The organism is Ideonella sp., from assembly GCF_036277275.1.
GTDB lineage: Bacteria > Pseudomonadota > Gammaproteobacteria > Burkholderiales > Burkholderiaceae_C > Ideonella.
On sequence record NZ_DASUNH010000079.1, the window covers coordinates 1 to 20,261 of the forward strand.

Genomic DNA, 20,261 nt, shown 5'->3' on the forward strand with positions numbered 1-20,261 from the left:
ATACCACGAGGTATCTGCCCGGCTCGTCGACTCGCGATCATCCCCATTGCGGCCCGTCGCAATGACAGCTATCTGCCGGACAGGACACTAGGTTCGAGCTTGCCGGATCGATCCCGGTCCGCGACGGTTCACAACACACCAGGAGATACCCGAGATGGCCACATCCAGCAGTGCATCCAAGGCCGGCAAGACGGCCGCCGTCAAACGCCAGGCCGCGACCCGGGCTGCACCCGCGAAGCGGCCGGCGGCGAAGCGACCGGCGGCGAAGCGGCGAGCCGTCCGCGCGCCTTCGCTCGGCCATGCCGGCGATGCGATCAAGCATGGTGTCGCCGACACGCTGAAACAGGTGCGCTCGATCGAGGGCGAGATTGCGCAACTGGCGCGGCGCACGGTCAGTGAAGCATTGAGCGCCGCGGGCAGCGCAGCCCGGGAACTGGCGGCCGTCGTTCGCGACGTGCTGGCCGGCGCGGTGCAGGCCGCCGAAACGGCCGGCAGCGAGCTGACGGTCAGCATCAAGGGTGCCGCGCGCGGCACGATTGCCGGTGTGCACGATGCGCGCGGCAACGTCTCGCGTGCCGCGTCGGAGATCGTCAAGGCATCGATCAAGCAGGGCAACCGGGTCGGGGCAGAGATCGGCGCCGTGGTCCGCAGCGCGCTGGAGGGCATCGCCGAGGGCATGGCCGAGGCAGGCGAGAGCGCTTCGGCCATCGTCAAGACGTCCGCCCGCGATGCGCTGGCCACGGCCCGTGACATCAGCAGTCTGGCGGCTCAGGCCGTCCAGCAGGTGGTGCGCGGGATGGCCGAAGGCATCGACGAGGTCGTCAAGTCCCATCGCGCGGCCAAGGCGCCGGCGGCTCGGCGCGCGCCCGCGCGCAAGACTGCGTCGGTGCGACACGCCACCTGACCCGCCTCGTCCTGGGCCGCCGCCGATGGCATCGCGGGAAGAAACTCGAAGAGGCGGCCGGTCGGTGATTGAGGCCTGTCAATGATGGGCTGCGGAGCGGCCATAGAGTTGCTGCTGGCCAAACCATCGAGGAGTTCGCCATGTCGCTTTTCCCGCCGTTCGAGAACGCGGTTTCGTCGCCGCTCGGGTTCTGGGGGTTCGGCTCGCTCCCGGATCTGACGAACGCCGTTCTCCAGGCGCAGCAGATGCAGCTCGAGATCATGAGCACGTGGCAGCGGTCGCTGTTCAACGTTCAGCAGGAAATGTGGGATGAATGGCGCAGCCGCTGGGGAGGAGGCGCGCCCCTGGGTGATTGAGACGGCGGCACGCGGGCCGCCGCTTTCGGGTGGCGGGCCGTTCCGTTCGTTCCCAACGCAGTCACGTCGATGTCGATTGACGTCGCCATTGCCCATACCAGGCGGACCGACCGATGCTGATGCTGGCCTCGGAGCGGGCGCTGTACGAGGCCAAGCGTGCGGGGCGCCATTGCTTCAGGATGGCGCCTTGACGACCAGTTTGGCCAGCTCGGCCAAGCCGACGGGGGGCACGGTCAGCCAAGGAAGCGTGAACACGCGTCGGGCCAACCCGGAGGCCATGCGCTTCATCTGCCGGCGTTCGCCCGCCAGCCGCGCGGCCAGCAAGGGATCGCTGGTGCCCGCGGCCAGCACGCTCTTGTTGAGCACCCATGCGTACGGTTCGATGCCGGCGCGGCGCAGATCCGCCTGCAATGCCGCGGCCTGCGACACGGGTGTCACCTCCGGCAGCGTGACCAGAACGACCTTGGTGTGGGTGGCATCCTGCAACCTCATCAACGGCGTGACGATGCGCGCGGCGCCGAGGCCTTCGAACTCGCGTGTCATCTGACGGTGGTACGCGCCGGTCGCATCCATCAGCAGCATGGAGTGTCCGGTGGGTGCCGTGTCGAGCACGACGAAGGCGCTGCGGCCCTCGCTGACGATGCGCGAGAAGGCATGGAAGACGGCCACCTCTTCGGTGCACGGTGATTGCAGGTCTTCCAGCAGCAGTGCCCGCTCCGCCGCGTCGAGCCTGGGTGACTTGGCGGCCATGATCTTGTCGATGTAGCGCTGCGTCTCGACCTTCGGGTCGATGCGGCTGACTTGCAGCCCCGGCACGTCGCCATTCAAGGTCGCCGCCAGGTGGGCGGCCGGATCGGTCGTGCTGAGATGCACGGTCTTGCCGCGCTGGATCAGGCCCAGCGCCAGCGCAGCGGCGACCGTGGTCTTGCCGACGCCGCCCTTGCCCATCACCATGATCAGGCCATGCCCGGCGACGGCCAGTTCGTCGGCCAGCGCGTCGAGGCCCTGCACTTTTTCACTGTCTGCCACCCCCGACGGCGCCTGCGGTGGCAGCGGGTCGGCGCCTGAGCTCAGCAGCGCGCGCAAGGCCGGCAGCCCGACCATGTCGAAGGCCCGCAGCGGCACGCGGTCCTGCGGCAGAGCAAGCAACGACGGTGGCATGGCGTCCAGTGCTTGTTGTCCCAGGGCTTCGATGGCGCAGGCCACGGCGTCGGTGCGTGCGCTGGCGTGGAACACGCCGTTGACCGCGAGCCGTTGGTTGTCCAAGCCCAACTCGTGCAGCTCGCTCGACGTGTGCGCCGCTTCGGCGACGGCCCCCGCGTCGGGCCGGGTGACGAGGATCACGGTGGTCTTTGCCGGATCGCCCAAGGCCTCGAGCGCGGCCTTGAAGCGCGCTTCCTGCATCTTCAAGCCCGAATGGGGCCCCAGGCAGGAGGCGCCTCGATCATTGCCGGCCAGAAAGCCGGTCCATGCCTTGGGCAAGCTGAGCAAGCGCAGGGTATGCCCGGTCGGTGCCGTGTCGAAGACGATGTGGTCGTAGCGTTCGGAGTCGCCGGACAAGAGCGAAGAGAACTCGTCGAACGAGGCGATTTCCGTGGTGCAGGCGCCCGACAGCTGCTCGCGCACGGTCGAGAGCTCCTGCGTGCTCGCCGTCGCGCCCATCTGCACCAGCACCCGCTGGCGATAGGCCTCTGCCGCCGCGTCGGGGTCGATGTTCAGCACCGACAGACCCGGCGCGCCCGGCACCGGCACGGGCGTGTTGCGAAGCTCGATGCCCAGCATCTCGTCGAGGTTCGACGCGGCATCCGTGCTGACCAGCAGGACCGCCTTGCCCTCGTCCGCGAGCGTCAGCGCGGCTGCGGCCGAAAGCGAGGTCTTGCCAACGCCGCCCTTACCCGTGAAAAACAGATAACGGGTTGGATGATTCAAAAATCCGACGGGGCACGGCTTCAGCCATGTCTGCACTTCCTCGTGCGAGGGAATGCCGCCGCTGTGCACTACTTTGCCGTCGATCATCACGGCTGGGGTCGCTCTGACACCCGACCGCTTGATCTCGTCCGGGCTCTCGATCTTGACGATCTCAACGGCGACATTCGAATCCCGGGCGGCCCGTTCGATGATGCCGACGGTGCTGCGGCATTTGCTGCAGCCAGATCCCAAAACCATGATTTCCATCGTGAAGCTTTCGAATTTGGCCCCAGGAGAATGAGAACGATCGATAGCCCCGGTTCGTCGGGCCCATCAGGCCAAGTCGTTCTCGTCAGGCGACTCTGGCGCAATGGCGAGTCTCGTTTCTTGTCCGCGATCAATTTGCAACGAGCTTGGGGGCCTATGTGTGACACCGCACAGACGTCCGGCAGCGCGGGAGGATGATCGCCCGGTGAGACGCAGCTTTTCGGAGATCAAAGACGAGCCGGTCGACGTATGCCTGCTCGGTGGGGTGGAGTCGCTGCACCATTTGCCACCCATCGGGCAGATTGATCGGTCCGCCTGCTTCAGCGAGCGCGTTGCCCAAATAGCCAGGCTCTCGGTGAGGACACGCGATCCGCAGCGGCTGCTGCACCAGGTGTCGCTGGCAGCCTTTGAAGCTCTGCATGTTGAACAGGTGACTGTTTATCTGCTGGAAGCCGATCAGATGATGTTTCGCATCGCTGCTGCCGTTGGGAGATGGCCCGGTGAGGGCGTCGGAACACGGGTCCCGAACCGGCCCGAACAGTTGGCCGGCAGCGTTTTGATCAAGGGTCGGTCCATGGCCGTCACCCATGTCCTTGGCGCTTCCATTCCCGAGCCGCCGCAGGGCGATAGTTCGGACTGGCGCAGCGACTTGGCTACCCCCGTGTTCGATGGTGAGCATGTGATCGGCGTGGTCATGGCGCGTACCCGCGACGTCCGGGATTTCGACGTCGAGGACAAGCGCTTTCTCGAAAGCTTGTCGAGCATACTGGGGGCCAGCTTGCAGCGGGCGCGCAGCGACGAGGCACTGAGCCACGCTGAGGGTCTGAAAAGCGTTGGGCAGCTGACCGGAGGGATCGCGCACGACTTCAACAATCTGCTCACGGTGATCTCGGGGAACCTGCAGGCGCTCGCCGATAGCCCAAGGATTGCCGGCGACGAAGGCCTGGGGGAAATCGCCCGCGCCACCGAATGCGCGACCCGGCGCGGCGCCGGCCTCACCGCCCCGTTGCTGGACATTTCCCGGCGCCGGGTGCTGCACCCTGCGTCATTGGACGTGGGCGCATTGCTGCGGCGGTTGGCGGGCCTGCTCACGCGCACGCTGGACGAGCGAATCAGCGTCGCGACCGAGGTGGCACCCGACTGCCCGCCGTGCTGGGCTGACGCCGGTCAGCTTGAAGCGTCGCTGCTGAACCTCGCCATCAACGCGCGCGATGCGATGATGGACGGAGGCTCGCTGAGCTTTCGCGCCTGGCCCATCGACAGCCTGCCCTTCGGCAGCGGTGTGAGCCGGACGTCTCCCGCCGACGGGGGCTACGTGGCCATCGCGGTCGGCGACACCGGTACCGGGATGTCCGACGCGATCAAGATGCGCGCCGCGGAGCCTTTCTTCACGACCAAGGAAGCAGGTTGCGGAACGGGGCTGGGCTTGAGCACGGTGGCCGGATTCGTTCAGCGGTCGTGCGGCGTGATGCTGCTCGACAGCAAGATGGGCGTGGGCACGACCGTCACCCTGGTTCTGCCGCGACACCCCATCGATGCAGGTTTCGAGGACGACTCTTGATCGGCCGCTGAGCCGGCACGGGGCCCGGGTTGGCGCCGCAGTCGTCGGATGTCCACGCCCGCGTCACAGCTGCGGCCCAGGCACCGCGGAGGCAACGCCAGGCGTCGGGCTCGCCGCAGCGGTGGGCTGACTTTGCGCTGGTTCGGGCGACAGCGGTCCCGGTGGGCGCCGCGTCTCGGCGCCGGCGCCGGCGCGGAACACCGAGATGGCGGCCACCAGCAGTTCTGCCTGGTGCCGCAGGCTTTGCGCTGCCGCCGCAGACTGCTCGACCAGCGCGGCATTGTGTTGCGTCGATTGGTCCAGTTGGCTGATCGCTTGGTTCACTTGACCAATGCCCTGGGATTGCTCGGCGGTGGCCGCGCTGATTTCGTTGATGAGCTCGGTCACTCTGGCAATCTGGTGAACGATGCCTTGCATGGCGCTGTTCGCCTGGGTCACATCGTGTGCTCCGGCGTCGATACGCTCGCCGCTTTCGGCGATCAATGTCTTGATCTCACGCGCCGCGCTCGCACTGCGTTGAGCCAGCGCCCGGACTTCGCCGGCGACCACGGCAAAGCCCCGGCCTTGCTCGCCGGCCCGAGCCGCCTCGACCGCCGCATTCAAGGCGAGAAGATTGGTTTGAAAGGCGATGCCGTCGATGACACCGAGGATGTCGGCGATCCGGTGACTCGATTCGGAGATCCCCTGCATGGCCTGGTCGACTTTGGCCACCGAGGCCGAGCCCTGTTGCGCCGCTTGGCTGGCCAGCGTCGCGAGTTCGGCGGCTTGCAGGCAGGTGTCGGCGTTGTGCCGAACCGTCGCGCTCATTTGCTCCATCGACGAAGCCGTCTGCTGCAGGCTTGCCGCGGACTGCTCGGTGCGTGCACTGAGGTCGTCGTTGCCCTGTGCGATTTCGCGGCTGGCCTGTTCGAAGGTGACGACCTGCTGCGACACGTCGGCGGTGATCCACCGCAGCATGAGGCCGAGCTGATTCACCGCCCGCTGGGCCATGCCGATGTCATCGGTGCGGTCGAGCGTCCAATGGTCGACCTCGCCGTTGGCCGTCCGCTGCGCGCGGTCGCGTAGTCTTTCCAGCGGCCGCGCCATCTGGGCATTCAGGGCCCACAACGCCAGGGCCGAGGCGGCGGCCACGGCACCCACGAGGGCCGCGAGCGCGACGCCGTTCACGCCTGCGGCCGCGGCGATGGCGACATGGAAGAGGGACAAGCCGGTGACCGGCAGAGCCAGGCGCCACCTCACCGACAGCGTCCTGTTCAGTTGCAGCAGGCGCGCGGTGGCGGCTCGGGGCAACAGCAGCCCCTTGGAGAAGCAAAGACGGCTGGTGCCCTCGCGAAACTGGGCATACGCCGCTTCGGCGGCGGCGACTTCTTCGCGGCCCGGTCGGGTTCGCACGGACAGGTAGCCTGTTGTTCGGCCTTGTCGGGTGATGGGCGTGGCATTCGCGCGAACCCAGTAGTGGTCGCCGTTCTTGCGCCGGTTCTTGACCACCGCCGTCCATGACTGCCCGCTTTGCAGGGTCGCCCACATGTCGGCGAAGGCCTCTGGTGGCATGTCGGGGTGACGCACCAGGTTGTGCGGCTGTCCCACCAGTTCGCTGGCTTCGAAGCCGCTGACCGCGACAAAGGCCGCATTGGCGTAGGTGATGCGACCCTCGATGTCGGTGGTCGACATCAGCGTGGCGTCCGACGGGAACTCGAACTCCCGCTGGCTGACCGGCAGGTTGCTTCTCACGCGTGGCTCCTTTGGCAAGCGGCCGCAACGGCTCTCAGAAGTGCTGACAGTGTGAGAGGCCTCCGGGGTGCAACCTTGAGCCTGGTCAGTTGCGGTCTGAATGCATCGTGCAGGTTCGTGCGCTTGACGGGTTGACGTCCGTCAACTCGTCTGGCGCCGACGCGCCTATCGTGTCCGGACATCGCGACATTCGAGGAAGACGAGGCCCGGCATGCGCTTGACGTTTCTTGGGGCCACCGGCACGGTGACCGGATCGAAATACCTGCTGGAACACGAGGGCCGGCGCATGCTCGTCGACTGCGGCCTGTTCCAAGGGCTCAAGCAGCTGCGTCTGCGCAACTGGGACGACTTCCCGGTGCGGCCGTCGGACATCGACGCGATCGTGCTGACCCATGCCCACCTGGACCACAGCGGCTTCATCCCCAGGCTGGTCCAGGCCGGGTTTCGCGGGCCGGTGTACTGCAGCGCGGCGACGCGGGATCTTTGCGGCTTGCTGCTGCCAGATTCCGGGCGCCTGTTGGAGGAAGAGGCCGAGTACGCCAATCGACACGGTTTCTCGAAGCATCGGCCGGCACTGCCGCTGTACGGCGAGCAAGAAGCCATCGCGGCGCTCGAGCGCTTTTCACCACGACGCTTCGGCGAGGGATTCGAGCCCATTCCCGGCGTCCGCGTGGTACTCCGTCGGGCCGGTCATCTGCTCGGCGCGGCCAGCGTTCGCGTCGAGTGGGACCTGCGGTCGATCCTGTTCTCGGGCGATCTCGGTCGCACCAACGACCTGCTGATGCAAGCCCCCGAGTTGCCCGAGCCGGCCGATTGGCTGGTGATCGAGTCGACGTATGGCGACCGGGCGCATGCCGGGCCCGACCCGCTGACGGTGCTGGCCGACGTGGTCAACCGCACGGCGGCCCGGGGTGGCGTGGTGGTGATCCCGGCGTTCGCGGTCGGCAGGGCGCAGAGCCTGCTCTACGCCGTGCAGTTGCTGAAGCAGCAACGCCGCATTCCCGACATTCCGGCGTTCCTGAACAGCCCGATGGCGGCGGATGCAACGCGCATCTACGCCAAGCATCGCTCGGAGCATCGGCTGACCCCCGAACAGTGTGAGGCGATGTGCTGCGCGGCACGCATCGTCAACAGCGTCGAGGAATCGAAGCGCCTGAACGAGATCCGCACCCCGGCGATCATCGTCTCGGCCAGCGGCATGGCCTCGGGCGGGCGGGTGCTGCACCACCTGAAGGCCTTTGGGCCGGACGCACGCAACAGCATCCTGTTCGCCGGCTTCCAGGCCGCCGGCACCCGCGGCGCGACGATCGTCGCCGGTGCCGCGACGGTGAAGATCCACGGCCAGTACGTGCCCATCCGTGCCGAGGTGGCGCAGATCGACTCGCTGTCGGCCCATGCCGACCGCGACGAGTTGCTGGCCTGGGCGGCGGCCCTGCCGGCGGCGCCGCGGCAGGTCTTCGTGACCCATGGCGAGCCGGTCCCGGCCGACGCGTTGCGTCATGCGATCGAGGAACGGCATCACTGGCCTTGCACGGTACCGGAGTACCGGGACCTGGTCGAACTGTGACGGCGATGCACGAACAGTCGACGGTCGTGGCGGCTCCCGGCCGCCTGCGCGCCAGCCGGGCCCGGATCGATACCTACCAGCAGGCGGTGGTCTACATGCGACGAGACTGCGCTGTCTGCCGCGCCGAGGGCTTCGAGGCCCAGGCGCAGGTGGAGGTGGAGGTGGTGGCCAATGGCAGGGAAGTGCCGGCGATCCTGCACCGGGTCGAGGGCGATTGGCTGGCGCACGACGAAGCCGCCCTGTCGGAATCGGCCTGGGAGCTGCTGGGGCTCGAAGGCGGCGAGGAGGTGGTTGTGCGGCACGCGTCGCCGATCGATTCGCTTCGGTTCCTGCGCGCCAAGGTCTACGGTGCCAAGCTCGACTATGCGTCGATGCGCCTGCTGATCGATGACGTCAGCCGCGGGCGCGTGTCGGACCTGCACCTCGCCGCGTTCGTGACCGCCTGCGCCGGGGGCCGTCTCGACCTCGACGAGACCGTGGCACTGACCCGCGCGATGATCGACGTGGGCGAGCGCATCCGCTGGCCGATGGCGCCGGTGATGGACAAGCACTGCGTCGGCGGGTTGCCGGGCAACCGCACCACGCTGATCGTGGTGCCGATCGTCGCGGCCTGCGGCGTCGTGATGCCGAAGACGTCCTCGCGCGCAATCACCTCGCCGGCCGGCACGGCCGATACGATGGAGACGCTGGCGCCGGTGACGCTCGACCTGGCGACGATGCGGCGCGTGGTCGAGCGAGAGGGCGCCTGCATCGCCTGGGGCGGCGCCGCCCGGCTCAGCCCGGCAGACGACGTGCTGATCCGCGTCGAGCGGCCGCTCGACCTGGACAGCGAGGCGCAGCTCGTCGCTTCGGTGCTCTCGAAGAAGGCCGCGGCCGGCTCGGAGCGCGTGCTGATCGACCTGCCGATCGGCCCGACCGCAAAGGTTCGCAACTCGGCAGCGGCCCAAACGCTGGCCGCTGGCCTGATGGCCGTGGGCGCCGCCATCGGATTGCAGGTGCAGGTGATCGAGACCGACGGCCTGCAACCCGTGGGCCGCGGCATCGGCCCGGCGCTGGAAGCCATCGATGCGATGGCGGTGCTGCAGCGCCACCCCGATGCGCCGCTCGATCTGCGCCAGCGCGCCCTGGTGCTGGCCGGTACCTTGCTCGAAATGGCAGGCCGGGCAGCCGCAGGCACTGGCTTGGCACTGGCCACCAGGACGCTGGACAGCGGCCTGGCGCTGGCCAAGTTCATCGCCATCTGTGAAGCCCAGGGTGGCCTGCGCGAGCCGCCGCGCGCCCCCTACAGCGCGCCGGTGACCGCAGCCATGGCGGGCCGGGTCGGCGCCATCGACAACCGGCGGCTGGCACGCGCGGCCAAGCTCGCTGGCGCGCCGCATGACGCAGCCGCAGGCGCGGTCATTCACGTGCGGCTGGGCGACGAGGTCGGCGTAGGGCAACCGTTGTTCACCCTTCATGCACAGACGCCGGGCGAGTTGTCATATGCACTGTCTTACGTGCACGCCCAGGCCGCCATCGTCGGAGTCGACCCGTCATGACGCTCTCGATCATTTCGCTGCCTGGCGCCGAGGCCTGCACCGGCTTGCTCGCCAGGAAACTCAACGCCAACCGGTGCGGCCTGGAGAGCCGCCGGTTCCCCGATGGCGAGATCTACCTGCGGGTGGCCGACGACGTTCGTGGCCACGACGTGGTGGTCGTCGCGCAGTTGCGCGAGCCTGATGCGCAGGTGCCCGGCATGCTCTTCCTGGCCGATGCCTTGCGCGAGCTGGGGGCGGGCCGGGTGGGTCTCGTCGCACCCTACCTGCCTTACATGCGGCAGGATGCGCGCTTTCGCCCCGGCGAGGCGGTGACCTCGCGATCGTTTGGCAAGCTCGTCTCGTCGGCGTTCGACTGGCTGGTGACGGTGGACCCGCACCTGCACCGCCACAAGGTGCTGGACGAGGTCTACCGCATCCCGGCCGCCGCGGTGCCCAGCGCACCGGCGATTGCGGCCTGGGTGCATCAGCGGGTGGCGCGGCCGGTGATCGTCGGGCCCGATGAAGAGAGCCGGCAGTGGGTGGCCGAGGTGGCCGACCTGGCCGGGTGTGCGCACACCGTGCTGCGCAAACTGCGCCACGGCGATCGCGAGATCGAACTCGTGCTGCCGGACTTGCAGGCGCTGGAGGGCCACACGCCCGTGCTGGTCGACGACATCATTTCCAGCGCCCACACGATGGCGGGCGCCGTGCGAAAACTGGGCGCTGCCGGGCTCGCGCCCGCCGCGTGCGTGGGTGTGCATGCGGTGTTCGCTGCGGATGCTGCGGCCTTGCTGCAAGCAGCCGGCGCGGCCACCGTCGTCAGCTGCAACACGCTGCCGCACCCGAGCAATGCGATCGACGTGACGGGGGCGATCGCCGAAGCGGTGAGGGCGCAGGGGGAAGCGCTTTCTCGTTCAGGATCGTGAACCTCAGGCCGGGCGCTGCAGCGCAGCAGCGTACTGTGATTGTCTGGCTTGCGAAGCCAAGCGCCGGCGCATGGTGGTACTGCTGGTCCGTGTCATTGGGCTTGCGACGCGACATCGATGCGTCCAAGGGAGCGAAAAAATGAACCATCACCCATCGAAGGGGTGTCGTGGCCGGCCACCGCGACCAGCTCGCCGGCAAGATCCTGGAACGCTACGGAATAGCCAGGGACGATGGCGAAAGGCAACTGGCCGTCTGGGAACGCAAGGCGACCGATGCATGGTTCACGAAGAGCTGAAGCCCCTGTAGGAGCCGAGTACCAACTCGACTCTCTCGCTGATGCCGTATCTGTAGCGGCCCGACTCTGCTGTCGAGCGGCGCTCCACGGCGCGACCGAATCAAACGCCCCAGACGATTTCCCTCGCTGCCGCGTGGGCTGACCGCATCATCTCTACAAGTGGCCATGCGCGCTGGCGCAGGCTCACCGCGTCGCCGGACGAGGCGACGGAGTCCTCATCGACGGCACCTGCGGTGCCTTCTGCCCCGGCCGCAGCTCGTGCCGCCGATTCCTCCTCCGCAATCGCTCTCTCGATGGCTTGGATGGCCGTCGGCATGGCTGTCGCCTCGATGATGCCTTTGGCTGCCGGCTCCTTGCCGATGATGCGTAACAGTTGATCGCCGCTGGACTTCAGCATCAGCACGTCCCCAGCTGCCTTCGATTTGAACAGGTAAGTCATGTTGAATCCTCGATGGGGTTGGTCAAAGGGTTCGCCATGTCACGCTCTGCCGCAGGGTTCGACACCTGTGCACTGCGCGCCAGGTCGTCGAGCAGAACGGGCAAGATCAAACTTCCGCAGCCACGCCGTCTGCTAGTGTCCTGAGTTAGAAATACGCACCATCTGGTCGAACCCGAAGGGCGCGTATTTCTAACTCAGGACACTGGGTTGGCGCAGCCCGGCGAAAGCGCTGCTTTGCATGGTCGGCTGCGCATGGGAGATCCTCTGCCTGTGCACTGTCAGGGCCCTTGGCGTGCCATCGTTTGCGCCAGGTCAAGCGAGGCCGAATCACCATTCGCTGGACCAGCGCCGTTGCTGCTGGTTGCTGATGAGCCTGGAGGTTGCTCACCAGGCTTCAAGGCCGCTTTCAGGCCGTGCCGTGCTTGGTCTCGAAGCGGATGCCGATGTCTTTCAGCAAGGGTGTGGGCAGCACGCCGCCGGCGCAGACGATCACCGCGTCGTTGGCCAGCTCCAGCGTCAACCCGTCATCCGCGCGCAACGTCACATGTTGCGGGGTGATGGCCTGCGCCTGGGTGCGCAGCCGCACATCGAGGCGGCCGGCGTCTCGCAGGCGTTCCAGCTTGTCCCGGTTCTTCGCCTTGACGCGGGAGAACGCGTCGCCACGATAGGCCAGCGTGACCCGCGTGCCGGGAGATTCGGCGAGCGCGATGGCCGCTTCGAGTGCACTGTCGCCGCCGCCCACCACGAGCACCGCCTGGCCGGCGTATTGCGCCGGATCGACCAGGCGATAGACAACCTTGGGCAGCTCTTCGCCGGGCACATCGAGCGTGCGCGGCGTGCCGCGGCGACCGATGGCCAGCAGCACCGCGCGCGTGCGCAGCGTGCCACGCGAGGTGGTGACGACGAACCCTTCCGAGCCGTTGGCCGGCTCGATCCGCTCCATGCGCTCGCCGAACTGGATCGCGAGCTGGAACTTCAGCACCACGCCATGCCAGAACTCCAGCAGCCGCTCCTTGCTGACCTCGTTCATGCGCACCGGGCCCACCAGCGCCAGTTGCACCGGCGCGGTCATCGCCACTTTCTGGCGCGGGTAGTGAAAGATCGAGCCGCCCAGCGATTCTTCCTGCTCGACGATGCGGTAGCGCAGGCCCTTGTCGATCGCGGTGAGGCCGGCTGACAGGCCGGCGGGGCCCGCGCCGACGATCAGCACGTCGAGCAGTTGGGCATCCTTGGTCTTGCCGCGCAGCGCGATCGCCTCCATCGCCTGGCGGCCTTGCTCGGCCGCCTTGCGGATCAGGCCCATGCCGCCCAGCTCGCCCGCGATGAACAGCCCCGGCACGTTGGTCTCGAAGTTCGGCCGCAGCAGCGGGATGTCGACGCCGCGCTTCTCGGTGCCGAAGACCAGCGAGATCGCATCGAACGGGCAGGCTGCATGGCATGCGCCGTGGCCGATGCAGGCGGCTGCGTTGACCAAGGCGGCCTTGCCGTCGACCATGCCCAGCGCCTGCTCCGGACAGGCCTTCACACAAGAGCCCGAGCCGATGCAGCGCGCTGGATCGACGACCGGGTGCAGCGTCGGCGGCTCGTTCAGGCCCGCGGCCACGGTCTCGGCCAACTGCTGCGTGTGCCGGCGTTCGAGCCTTGCGCGCCACCACAGGTGCCAGGCCACTGCCAGCACCGGCAGCAGCAGATAGGGCCAGGCGACCGACCAGTTCACGCTCACGTCACCCTCAGCGGACCACCTCGGCGATGACCAGTTTCAGGTCGCTGGCACCGGGGGCGACGGGCGCGGACAGCCCTTCGAGGTCACCCGGTTGCGGCATGGCCTGGCCCGATTTCGACACCCGGGCGCCGACCACCACGCGGCTGGCCTGGCTCAGCCGGGCCTGCGGACTCATGGCCAGGCTGTCGTCGAGCGTGAAGGCCAGCGGCAGGTCACGCACGCGCTTCTTCAGGATCGCCAGCGGCATGCGCGAGCCCTCGGCGGGGCGAGCGAAGACGAACACCGTGTCGTCCGGAGCAGCCTGGGCTGCCAACGCCGATGCGAGTTCGACGCGGCCGCTGATCGCCGGGCCGGCGGCGGCAACGGGCGATGCGGCGGCCGCGGCGGGCACCGGCGGCAGGCCGGCGAGTTGGCGCGCTTCGGCCAGGTTCTCGCGCGCCTGCTTGACGAGGTCGCTGTCCGGCGGGCCGGCCTTCTGTGCCTGATCCCAGTGGCGTATTGCGGTCGAGTAGTCCTTCTTGTCGAACGCGATGGTGCCGGCCAGCAACAAGGCCTTCAGGTTTTCGGCGTCGGCGGCCAGTGCCTGCGCGACCAGCCGTGTCGGTTCACCTTCGAAGCTGCCGCTGTGCGTCGTCGCCAAAGCGTCGGCCAGGTCGGCCAGTGCCTGGGCATTCTTCGGCTGCAAGGTCAGCACGCGGCGATAGGCCGTGATCGCCGGTTCGAACTGGCCGAGCACTGCGTGAGAGCGGCCCAGCATCAGCCAACCCTCGGCGTTGTCGGGCTCGTTCTTCAGACGCGCGGCCAAGCTGTCGACCATGCCTTGGATCTGGGCCGTGGTCATCGCATGCGGGGTCGACGCGGCGGTCGCGGGCGACGCTGCGGTGCTGATCGACGCCGTGGCCGGCGCCGTGTTCCAACCCTCGCGGCTGCCGAGCAACGCATAGCCGGCCGCTCCGAAGACGAACACGAACACGGCCAGGCCCCAGGCCAGGCGGCGCGGCACGGGTGTTGCAGGCATGGGCGAATGCGTGGCGGGCTGCCCGGCCGGTGCGGCTGTTGGTGAGGCCATCACCGCGGCCAGCAGGCGCTTCTCGAGGGCTTCGCGAGCGCTGTGGGCCGCCGCCTCGGGCAGGGCACCGCTGGCTTGCAAGGCGTCGAGCTGCCGCAGCTGCGCTTTCAACTCATCGATCGAATCGGTCATGGGTGGGGGGCGCGAGGTCGGGGGTGGTGTCGGGTTCGAAGGCGTCGGCGGGCAGGCGGTTGCGCCGGCGCAGCGCGACCACCAGCGCCCCGAGGCCGACGGCCAGCAGCAGGCCGGGGCCGATCCACAGCAGCGCGGTGCGCTCGTTCATCGGCGGCCGGTACAGCACGAAGTCGCCATAGCGGGCGGTCATGAAGGCGCGGATCTCGGCATCGCTGCGGCCCGCGCGCAACTGCTCGCGGATCTGCTGGCGCAGGTCGCCGGCCAGTTCCGCATGCGAGTCGGCGATGGTCTGGTTCTGGCACACCACGCAGCGCAGCTCGCCGGCGATGGCCATCATGCGGGCCTCCAGCGCAGGGTCGTCGGCGGCCGGGCGGGCCTCGTCGGCGTAGGCGAGGGCGGTGGTCGCCGCCAGCAACCATACAGCGAGCCAGCGCAGGGCAGGGGAGAAGGTCCGCATCACATGCCTTCCTCAAGCCGCCAACCGTTTGAGCAGCGGCTCCACGCGGTCGCGCAGCACTTCGGGCGTCAAGGGGCCGATGTGCTTGTAGCGCACGACACCCTGGCGGTCGATGACGAAGGTCTCCGGCACGCCATAGACGCCGTAGTCCAGCCCGATGCGGCCGTCCGGGTCGAACAGCGAATCGGTGTAGGGGTTGCCAAAGCGCTCGAGCCAGGCGGTGCCGGCGCTGCGGTCGTCCTTGTAGTTCAGCCCGATCAAGGTCAATTGCCGGCCACGCGCAAACTTCACCAGCACCGGGTGCTCTTCGCGGCAGGCGCCGCACCAGGAGGCCCAGACATTCAGGATCCAGACCTTGCCGAGCAGGTCGTCGCGCGCCAAGGTGCGTGTGGGATCGGCCACCGTGGGGGCGGTGAACGCCGGTGCGGGCTTGTCGATCAGGGGCGAGGGCACTTCGCGTGGATCGAGCTTCAGGCCCACGGCCAGGAAGACGGCCAGCGCCAGGAAGAGCACGAGCGGGATCAGGGCCTTCTTCATGCGGTGCTCCCCTTGGCCGAGGCGGCCAGGGCGCTGGCCTGCGGCGCCGCTGCCCGCTGCCGGTAGCGGCGGTCACTGGCCGCCAGCGCGCCGCCTGCGGCCATGATCAGGCAGCCCAGCCAGATCCAGATCACCATCGGCTTGTGCTGCACGCGCAGCGTCCATGAACCATCGGACAGCGGCTCGCCGAGCGACACGTACAGATCGCGCGCCAGGTTGCTGTCGATCGCGGCTTCGGTCATCGGGTTCTGCTGCACGCGGTAGACGCGCTTTTCAGGCGTCAGTACCGTGACAGGCGCGCCGTCGCGCGTGACCTCGACCCGGCCCTGCATCGCCGCGTAGTTCGGCCCGTCGACCCGCGTGGCGCCGAGAAAACGGAACTCGTAGCCGCCGAGCTGCGTGGTCTCGCCCTCGCGCATGCGCACATCGCTTTCGGTTTCGTGGGTGCGCACGGTGGTCACGCCCAGGATGAACGCGGCCACGCCCAGGTGCGCGAGCCACATGCCGACATGGGCGCGGCTGATCTGGCGCCAGGTCCGGCGCCAGCCGAAGAGCTCGATCGCCACGCCGGCAACGACCCAACTGGCCAGCGCATAGCCCGCCACCGACCAGGGCGTGGCACGCCCCGCCAGTGCCGCGACCAGCACCGGCACCACCACCGCCGCCACGGCGGCCACACGGAGACGACGGGCCAGCGCGGGCAGCTCGTCGCCCTTCCAGCGGGCCAGCGGGCCCACGCCCACCAGCACCACCAGGGGCGCCATCAACCAGCGGAACACGGTGTCGAAGTAGGGCGGCCCGACCGAGATCTTGCCCAGGCCCAGCGCGTCCAGGAACAGCGGGTACATCGTGCCGAGCAACACCGCGCCAGTGGCGCTGAGCAGAAGCACGTTGTTCAGCAGCAGCGCCGTCTCGCGCGACACCAGGCCGAAGCGTTGGCCCAAGCCGACCGAGCCCGCGCGCCACGCGTACAGGCCAAGCGAGCTGCCGACCACGACCACCAGGAAGGCGAGGATGAACACGCCGCGCCGCGGATCGGTGGCGAATGCGTGCACCGACGACAAGACGCCCGATCGCACGAGGAAGGTGCCGAGCAAGGACAGCGAGAACGCGAGGATCGCCAGCAGCACCGTCCAGGCCTTGAAGCTGCCGCGCTTCTCGCTCACCGCCAACGAGTGGATCAGCGCGGTGCCAACCAGCCACGGCATGAACGACGCGTTCTCCACCGGGTCCCAGAACCACCAGCCGCCCCAGCCGAGCTCGTAGTAGGCCCAGGCACTGCCGAGCCCGATGCCCAGCGTCAGGAAGATCCATGCCGCAATCGTCCACGGCCGCGACCAGCGGGCCCAGGTGGCGTCCAGCTGGCCACCGAGCAGCGCGGCGATCGCGAAGGCGAAGGCGACAGAGAAGCCCACGTAGCCCATGTAGAGCATCGGCGGGTGGAAGATCATGCCCGGGTCCTGCAGCAGCGGGTTCAGGTCGCGCCCATCGAGCACGGGCGGCAGCAGGCGCTCGAACGGGTTCGAGGTGGTCAACATGAACAGCAGGAAGCCGGCCGCCACGAGCGACATCACCGCCAGCACGCGCGCGACGAAAGCCGCCGGCAGCGAGCGGCTGAACACCGCGACCGCCTGCATCCAGCCGACCAGCATCGTCACCCACAGCAGCAGCGAGCCCTCGTGGCCGCCCCAGACGCCGGCAATGCGGAAGGGCAGCGGCAAGCGGCTGTTCGAATTGGCGGCGACGTACAAGACCGAGAAGTCGTGCCGCACGAAGCTGGTGACCAGCGCCGCCAGCGCGGCGGCGACCAGCAGGCCCTGGGCCAGCGTCAACGGGCGCGACAGCGCCATCCAGTCGCTGCGGCCCTTGGCCGCGCCAGCGAGGCCGAGCCCGCCCTGCGCGATGGCCACCGCCAGCGCGAAGATCAACATCAGGTGACCCAGCTCGGGGATCATCGCTTCGCCTCCACCAATGTCGGGGCAGGAACAGGGCCGCCGGGGGCGCTGCCCTGCAGCGCCCCGTCCCTCAAAGGAGTCGAGGCGCCAGGGGCAGCCTGTCGCGTCTCGAGCGGGCTGTTGCCCTGCGCGCGCTTCAGTGCTTCGGCCGCTTCAGGCGGCATGTAGTTCTCGTCGTGCTTGGCCAGCACCTCACGGGCGACGAACACGCCGTCGGCGCCGAGGCTGCCTTGTGCCACCACACCCTTGCCTTCCTTGAACAGGTCGGGCAGCGGGCCGGTGTAGGCCACGGTGACCTCGCGCTGGGTGTCGGTGACGACGAAGCGCACCTGCACGCCGTCACGCGCGACGCTGCCGCTGCGCACCAGGCCGCCCAGCCTGAACGGCCGCTGCACCGGCGCCTCGCCCGCAGCCACCTGGGTCGGCGTGAAGAAGAACACCAGGTTGCTGCGGAAGGCGTTCAACACCAAGGCGGTGGCCGCAGCCAGCGCGAGCAGCACGCCACCGACGACGGCCAGGCGTTTGCGGCGTGGCGTCATCGGCTGTACTCCTGCGCCAGCATCTGCGCTTGCGTCTTGGCCCGGCGCAGCCGCGCGCGCACCAGCAGTGCCTCGGCCACCAGCAGCGCCAAGGTCGGGACGTAGGCACCCCAGACGAACAGGCCGTGGCCGTCGAGATGCAACAGTTGGGAAAGCGCGTCCATCGTCACTCCGATCGGTTGTCGCTGGCCAGCCAGGAGGCGTCGTCCTCTTGCTCGAAGCTCAAGGCCCGGGCGCGGGTCAGCGTGGCGGCGATGGCGTGGGCCCAGAAGGCCACGGTCATCAACGCGAGCGCGATCAGCATTGTCCTGGCCATCGACGGGGCAGCGGTCATCGTGATAGAGGCCCCCTGGTGCAAGGTGTTCCACCACCGTACCGAAAAATAGATGATCGGCACGTTCATGGCACCGACCAGCGCCAGCAGTGCGCTGGCCTGGGCGGCACGGCGGTCATCGTCGATCGATTCGACCAGTGCGATGTAGCCGAGGTACAGCAGCAGCAGGATCAGCTCGGAGGTCAGCCGCGCATCCCACACCCACCAGGTGCCCCAGGTCGGCTGGCCCCACAGCGCGCCGGTCCACAGCGCCATCGCAGTGTAGAGCGCACCCGACGGCGCCAGCGCTCGCGCCAGCCGCGATGCCATGCGCACCTTGAACACCCAGCCGATCACCGCCCACAAGGCAATGGCCAGGTAGCAGACCATCGACAGCCACGCGGCCGGCACATGGATGAACAGGATGCGGTAGGCCTCGCCCTGCGTCGCGTCTGTGGGCGCGACGGCGAAGCCGACGTACAGCCCCGCCAGGCCTGCCAGCAGCGCCACGGCCCAGCACAGCGGGGCCAGCCGGGCCGCCAGCCGCTCGAAGCGCGCCGGCGAGGCGTACATGGTCCAGCGCCGCGGTGGGGCGGTGCGGGCAGGTGCGGTGGTGCTCGCAGTCATCGACAACTCATTCCATGGCAATGCGCAGCGCGGCCGCCGTCAGCGGCGGCGCGATCAACGCGGTCAGGATCAGCAGCGCCCCCTGCAGCGACAACGCCGCATCGGCCGGCTCGCCGTTCAGCGCCGCCAGCACCGCGCCGCTGCCGAACACCAGCGTCGGCATCGTCAGCGGCAGCACGAGCAGAAAGACCAGCGCGCTGCCATGCCGCAGGCCCAGCGCCAACGCGGCGCCCAGCCCACCCAGCAACGCCATCACCGGTGTGCCCAGCAGCAAGCTGAGCATCAGCACACCGACCGCCGGCCCCGGCAGGCCGAAGGCCAGGCCCGCGAGCGGCGACAACAGCACCAGCGGTGCGCCCCCCAGCAGCCACTGCGCCAGCATGCGCTCGGCCACCAAGCGGGTCAACGGGCGCTGGCCGATCAGCATCTGCTCCAGCGAGCCGTCGGCATGGTCGGCCGAGAACATGCCGTGAATCGACAGCAGCATCGACAGCAGCGCACAGACCCACACGACTCCTGGTGCCACACGGCGCAACAGCGACGGCTCGGCACCGAGCCCGAGCGGGAACAGGCTCAACGCCGCCAGGAAGAACGCCAGCGGCAAGAGCCAGCCGATCCGTTGCCGCGCGGCCAGGCGCAGGTCGCGCGCCAGCAGGCCCAGGCGCGCATCGGTGCCGGCGTGCGCCGCCACGGCGTGCGCGCCGGCCGGCGCGCCGTCGGCCGGCAGCTTGGTCGCGACCGCGGGTGGGGTCATGGCGCAGCCACCGCCGCGGTGTGCAGCAGCGGGCCCGACGGGGCAAGTTCGAACTGGGTCAGCGCATCCGAGTGCAACGGCGCGTGGCTGGTCATCAGCACCGCGCCACCGCGGGCGACATGGCTGTCGAGCCAGGCCTCGAAGCGCGCCACGCCGTCGGCGTCCAGGGCGTCCAGCGGCTCGTCGAGCAGCCAGGTGCGGGGCTCGTCGTCGAGCATCAGGCGCGCCAGCGTGGCCTTGCGGCGCTGGCCTTGCGACAAGGTGCCGACGAAGGTGTCGAGCCGGCCGGCCAAGCCCACCTGCTCGAGTGCATGGGCGATGCGCTCGCGGGTGACGACCGGCAGCTTGCCACCATCGCCGAGGCCGGCGAGGAAGCCCAACGCTTCACCGACCCGCAGCTCGCTCTTCAGCGCATTGGCGTGGCCGACGAAGCGCAACCGGCCGCGCTGGTCGGCCGTCAGCGTGTGCACCGGTGTGCCCTCGAACCGCACCTCGCCTTCGGCCGGGCGCACCAGCCCCGCCAGGATGCGCAACAGGCTGGTCTTGCCGCAGCCGTTGGGGCCGCGCAACCACAGCGCCTGGCCCGGTGCCAGGCGCAGGTCGAGTCCGTTGAACAGGCGGTGTCGGCCACGCCGGCAGGCCAGGCCCCGGGCCTGCAGCACGCCGATGCTTACCATCGT

Annotated in this window: 20 protein-coding genes; 7 read left to right on the forward strand and 13 right to left on the reverse strand. The window is 68.8% G+C overall.

The window, feature by feature from the left end; all coding sequences use genetic code 11:
- Nucleotides 1-154: 154 nt before the first annotated feature.
- Nucleotides 155-904 (forward strand): hypothetical protein, encoded by a 750-nt coding sequence (locus VFY73_RS13735; RefSeq protein WP_329719612.1) that lies wholly within the window; start codon nt 155-157, stop codon nt 902-904.
- Between the two features lie 140 nt (nt 905-1,044).
- A complete protein-coding gene (locus VFY73_RS13740; RefSeq protein WP_329719614.1) occupies nt 1,045-1,260 on the forward strand; it encodes a hypothetical protein in 216 nt (71 codons plus the stop codon).
- A 174-nt stretch (nt 1,261-1,434) separates the two neighbouring features.
- Here the strand turns inward: VFY73_RS13740 and arsA are convergent, their stop codons facing one another.
- Nucleotides 1,435-3,435, reverse strand: coding sequence for an arsenical pump-driving ATPase (arsA, locus tag VFY73_RS13745; RefSeq protein ID WP_329719616.1), 2,001 nt, complete (start codon nt 3,433-3,435; stop codon nt 1,435-1,437).
- A gap of 205 nt (nt 3,436-3,640) precedes the next feature.
- On the opposite strand from arsA, the gene VFY73_RS13750 reads away from it, so the two are divergent.
- A complete protein-coding gene (locus tag VFY73_RS13750; protein WP_329719618.1) occupies nt 3,641-4,996 on the forward strand; it encodes an ATP-binding protein in 1,356 nt (451 codons plus the stop codon).
- Nucleotides 4,997-5,059: 63 nt separating this feature from the next.
- On the opposite strand, the gene VFY73_RS13755 is transcribed toward VFY73_RS13750, so the two are convergent.
- Nucleotides 5,060-6,727, reverse strand: a complete 1,668-nt coding sequence (locus VFY73_RS13755; protein WP_329719620.1) for a methyl-accepting chemotaxis protein — start codon at nt 6,725-6,727, stop codon at nt 5,060-5,062.
- A 211-nt stretch (nt 6,728-6,938) separates the two neighbouring features.
- On the opposite strand from VFY73_RS13755, the gene VFY73_RS13760 reads away from it, so the two are divergent.
- From VFY73_RS13760 to VFY73_RS13775, 4 genes are all read left to right on the forward strand, one after another.
- Nucleotides 6,939-8,294 (forward strand): MBL fold metallo-hydrolase, encoded by a 1,356-nt coding sequence (locus VFY73_RS13760; RefSeq protein ID WP_329719622.1) that lies wholly within the window; start codon nt 6,939-6,941, stop codon nt 8,292-8,294.
- Between the two features lie 5 nt (nt 8,295-8,299).
- Nucleotides 8,300-9,832 (forward strand): thymidine phosphorylase family protein, encoded by a 1,533-nt coding sequence (locus tag VFY73_RS13765; RefSeq protein ID WP_329719624.1) that lies wholly within the window; start codon nt 8,300-8,302, stop codon nt 9,830-9,832.
- Nucleotides 9,829-10,737: a ribose-phosphate diphosphokinase gene (locus tag VFY73_RS13770; RefSeq protein ID WP_329719626.1), complete on the forward strand. Its 909-nt coding sequence runs from the start codon at nt 9,829-9,831 to the stop codon at nt 10,735-10,737. The genes VFY73_RS13765 and VFY73_RS13770 overlap by 4 nt, the downstream gene beginning before the upstream one ends.
- 167 nt (nt 10,738-10,904) lie before the next feature.
- Nucleotides 10,905-11,033, forward strand: a complete 129-nt coding sequence (locus VFY73_RS13775; protein WP_329719629.1) for a hypothetical protein — start codon at nt 10,905-10,907, stop codon at nt 11,031-11,033.
- Nucleotides 11,034-11,133: 100 nt separating this feature from the next.
- On the opposite strand, the gene VFY73_RS13780 is transcribed toward VFY73_RS13775, so the two are convergent.
- The 11 genes from VFY73_RS13780 to ccmA form a co-directional block, all read right to left on the reverse strand.
- Nucleotides 11,134-11,472 (reverse strand): DUF1840 domain-containing protein, encoded by a 339-nt coding sequence (locus tag VFY73_RS13780; protein WP_329719631.1) that lies wholly within the window; start codon nt 11,470-11,472, stop codon nt 11,134-11,136.
- Nucleotides 11,473-11,878: 406 nt separating this feature from the next.
- Nucleotides 11,879-13,189 (reverse strand): NAD(P)-binding domain-containing protein, encoded by a 1,311-nt coding sequence (locus tag VFY73_RS13785; protein WP_329719633.1) that lies wholly within the window; start codon nt 13,187-13,189, stop codon nt 11,879-11,881.
- Nucleotides 13,190-13,202: 13 nt separating this feature from the next.
- Nucleotides 13,203-14,396, reverse strand: coding sequence for a c-type cytochrome biogenesis protein CcmI/CycH (locus tag VFY73_RS13790; protein WP_329719635.1), 1,194 nt, complete (start codon nt 14,394-14,396; stop codon nt 13,203-13,205).
- Nucleotides 14,377-14,856 carry a cytochrome c-type biogenesis protein gene (locus VFY73_RS13795; RefSeq protein ID WP_329719637.1) on the reverse strand — a complete coding sequence of 160 codons (480 nt, stop codon included), beginning with the start codon at nt 14,854-14,856 and terminating at the stop codon, nt 14,377-14,379. The genes VFY73_RS13790 and VFY73_RS13795 overlap by 20 nt, the downstream gene beginning before the upstream one ends.
- Before the next feature lie 12 nt (nt 14,857-14,868).
- Nucleotides 14,869-15,393, reverse strand: coding sequence for a DsbE family thiol:disulfide interchange protein (locus VFY73_RS13800; protein WP_329719639.1), 525 nt, complete (start codon nt 15,391-15,393; stop codon nt 14,869-14,871).
- Entirely contained in the window at nt 15,390-17,348 is a 1,959-nt protein-coding gene (locus tag VFY73_RS13805; RefSeq protein WP_329719641.1) for a heme lyase CcmF/NrfE family subunit, read from the reverse strand. The genes VFY73_RS13800 and VFY73_RS13805 overlap by 4 nt, the downstream gene beginning before the upstream one ends.
- Entirely contained in the window at nt 17,345-17,887 is a 543-nt protein-coding gene (gene ccmE / locus VFY73_RS13810; protein WP_329719643.1) for a cytochrome c maturation protein CcmE, read from the reverse strand. Before ccmE ends, VFY73_RS13805 begins: the two co-directional genes overlap by 4 nt.
- Nucleotides 17,884-18,051 (reverse strand): heme exporter protein CcmD, encoded by a 168-nt coding sequence (gene ccmD / locus VFY73_RS13815; RefSeq protein ID WP_329719645.1) that lies wholly within the window; start codon nt 18,049-18,051, stop codon nt 17,884-17,886. The genes ccmE and ccmD overlap by 4 nt, the downstream gene beginning before the upstream one ends.
- 2 nt (nt 18,052-18,053) lie before the next feature.
- Nucleotides 18,054-18,827 carry a heme ABC transporter permease CcmC gene (gene ccmC, locus VFY73_RS13820; RefSeq protein ID WP_329719647.1) on the reverse strand — a complete coding sequence of 258 codons (774 nt, stop codon included), beginning with the start codon at nt 18,825-18,827 and terminating at the stop codon, nt 18,054-18,056.
- 7 nt (nt 18,828-18,834) lie between these two features.
- A complete protein-coding gene (ccmB, locus tag VFY73_RS13825) occupies nt 18,835-19,581 on the reverse strand; it encodes a heme exporter protein CcmB (RefSeq protein WP_329719649.1) in 747 nt (248 codons plus the stop codon).
- Nucleotides 19,578-20,258 carry a cytochrome c biogenesis heme-transporting ATPase CcmA gene (gene ccmA, locus VFY73_RS13830; RefSeq protein ID WP_329719759.1) on the reverse strand — a complete coding sequence of 227 codons (681 nt, stop codon included), beginning with the start codon at nt 20,256-20,258 and terminating at the stop codon, nt 19,578-19,580. Before ccmA ends, ccmB begins: the two co-directional genes overlap by 4 nt.
- Between the last annotated feature and the right edge of the window lie 3 nt (nt 20,259-20,261).

Excerpts from the sequence above, each read along its gene's own strand:
- VFY73_RS13735 (WP_329719612.1), top strand. The coding sequence starts at position 155 with ATGGCCACATCCAGCAGTGCATCCAAGGCCGGCAAGACGGCCGCCGTC.
- VFY73_RS13740 (WP_329719614.1), top strand. The coding sequence starts at position 1,045 with ATGTCGCTTTTCCCGCCGTTCGAGAACGCGGTTTCGTCGCCGCTCGGG.
- arsA (WP_329719616.1), bottom strand. The coding sequence starts at position 3,435 with ATGGAAATCATGGTTTTGGGATCTGGCTGCAGCAAATGCCGCAGCACC.
- VFY73_RS13760 (WP_329719622.1), top strand. The coding sequence starts at position 6,939 with ATGCGCTTGACGTTTCTTGGGGCCACCGGCACGGTGACCGGATCGAAA.
- VFY73_RS13765 (WP_329719624.1), top strand. The coding sequence starts at position 8,300 with ATGCACGAACAGTCGACGGTCGTGGCGGCTCCCGGCCGCCTGCGCGCC.
- VFY73_RS13770 (WP_329719626.1), top strand. The coding sequence starts at position 9,829 with ATGACGCTCTCGATCATTTCGCTGCCTGGCGCCGAGGCCTGCACCGGC.
- VFY73_RS13780 (WP_329719631.1), bottom strand. The coding sequence starts at position 11,472 with ATGACTTACCTGTTCAAATCGAAGGCAGCTGGGGACGTGCTGATGCTG.
- VFY73_RS13790 (WP_329719635.1), bottom strand. The coding sequence starts at position 14,396 with ATGACCGATTCGATCGATGAGTTGAAAGCGCAGCTGCGGCAGCTCGAC.
- VFY73_RS13795 (WP_329719637.1), bottom strand. The coding sequence starts at position 14,856 with ATGCGGACCTTCTCCCCTGCCCTGCGCTGGCTCGCTGTATGGTTGCTG.
- VFY73_RS13800 (WP_329719639.1), bottom strand. The coding sequence starts at position 15,393 with ATGAAGAAGGCCCTGATCCCGCTCGTGCTCTTCCTGGCGCTGGCCGTC.
- VFY73_RS13805 (WP_329719641.1), bottom strand. The coding sequence starts at position 17,348 with ATGATCCCCGAGCTGGGTCACCTGATGTTGATCTTCGCGCTGGCGGTG.
- ccmE (WP_329719643.1), bottom strand. The coding sequence starts at position 17,887 with ATGACGCCACGCCGCAAACGCCTGGCCGTCGTCGGTGGCGTGCTGCTC.
- ccmD (WP_329719645.1), bottom strand. The coding sequence starts at position 18,051 with ATGGACGCGCTTTCCCAACTGTTGCATCTCGACGGCCACGGCCTGTTC.
- ccmC (WP_329719647.1), bottom strand. The coding sequence starts at position 18,827 with ATGACTGCGAGCACCACCGCACCTGCCCGCACCGCCCCACCGCGGCGC.
- ccmB (WP_329719649.1), bottom strand. The coding sequence starts at position 19,581 with ATGACCCCACCCGCGGTCGCGACCAAGCTGCCGGCCGACGGCGCGCCG.
- ccmA (WP_329719759.1), bottom strand. The coding sequence starts at position 20,258 with ATGGTAAGCATCGGCGTGCTGCAGGCCCGGGGCCTGGCCTGCCGGCGT.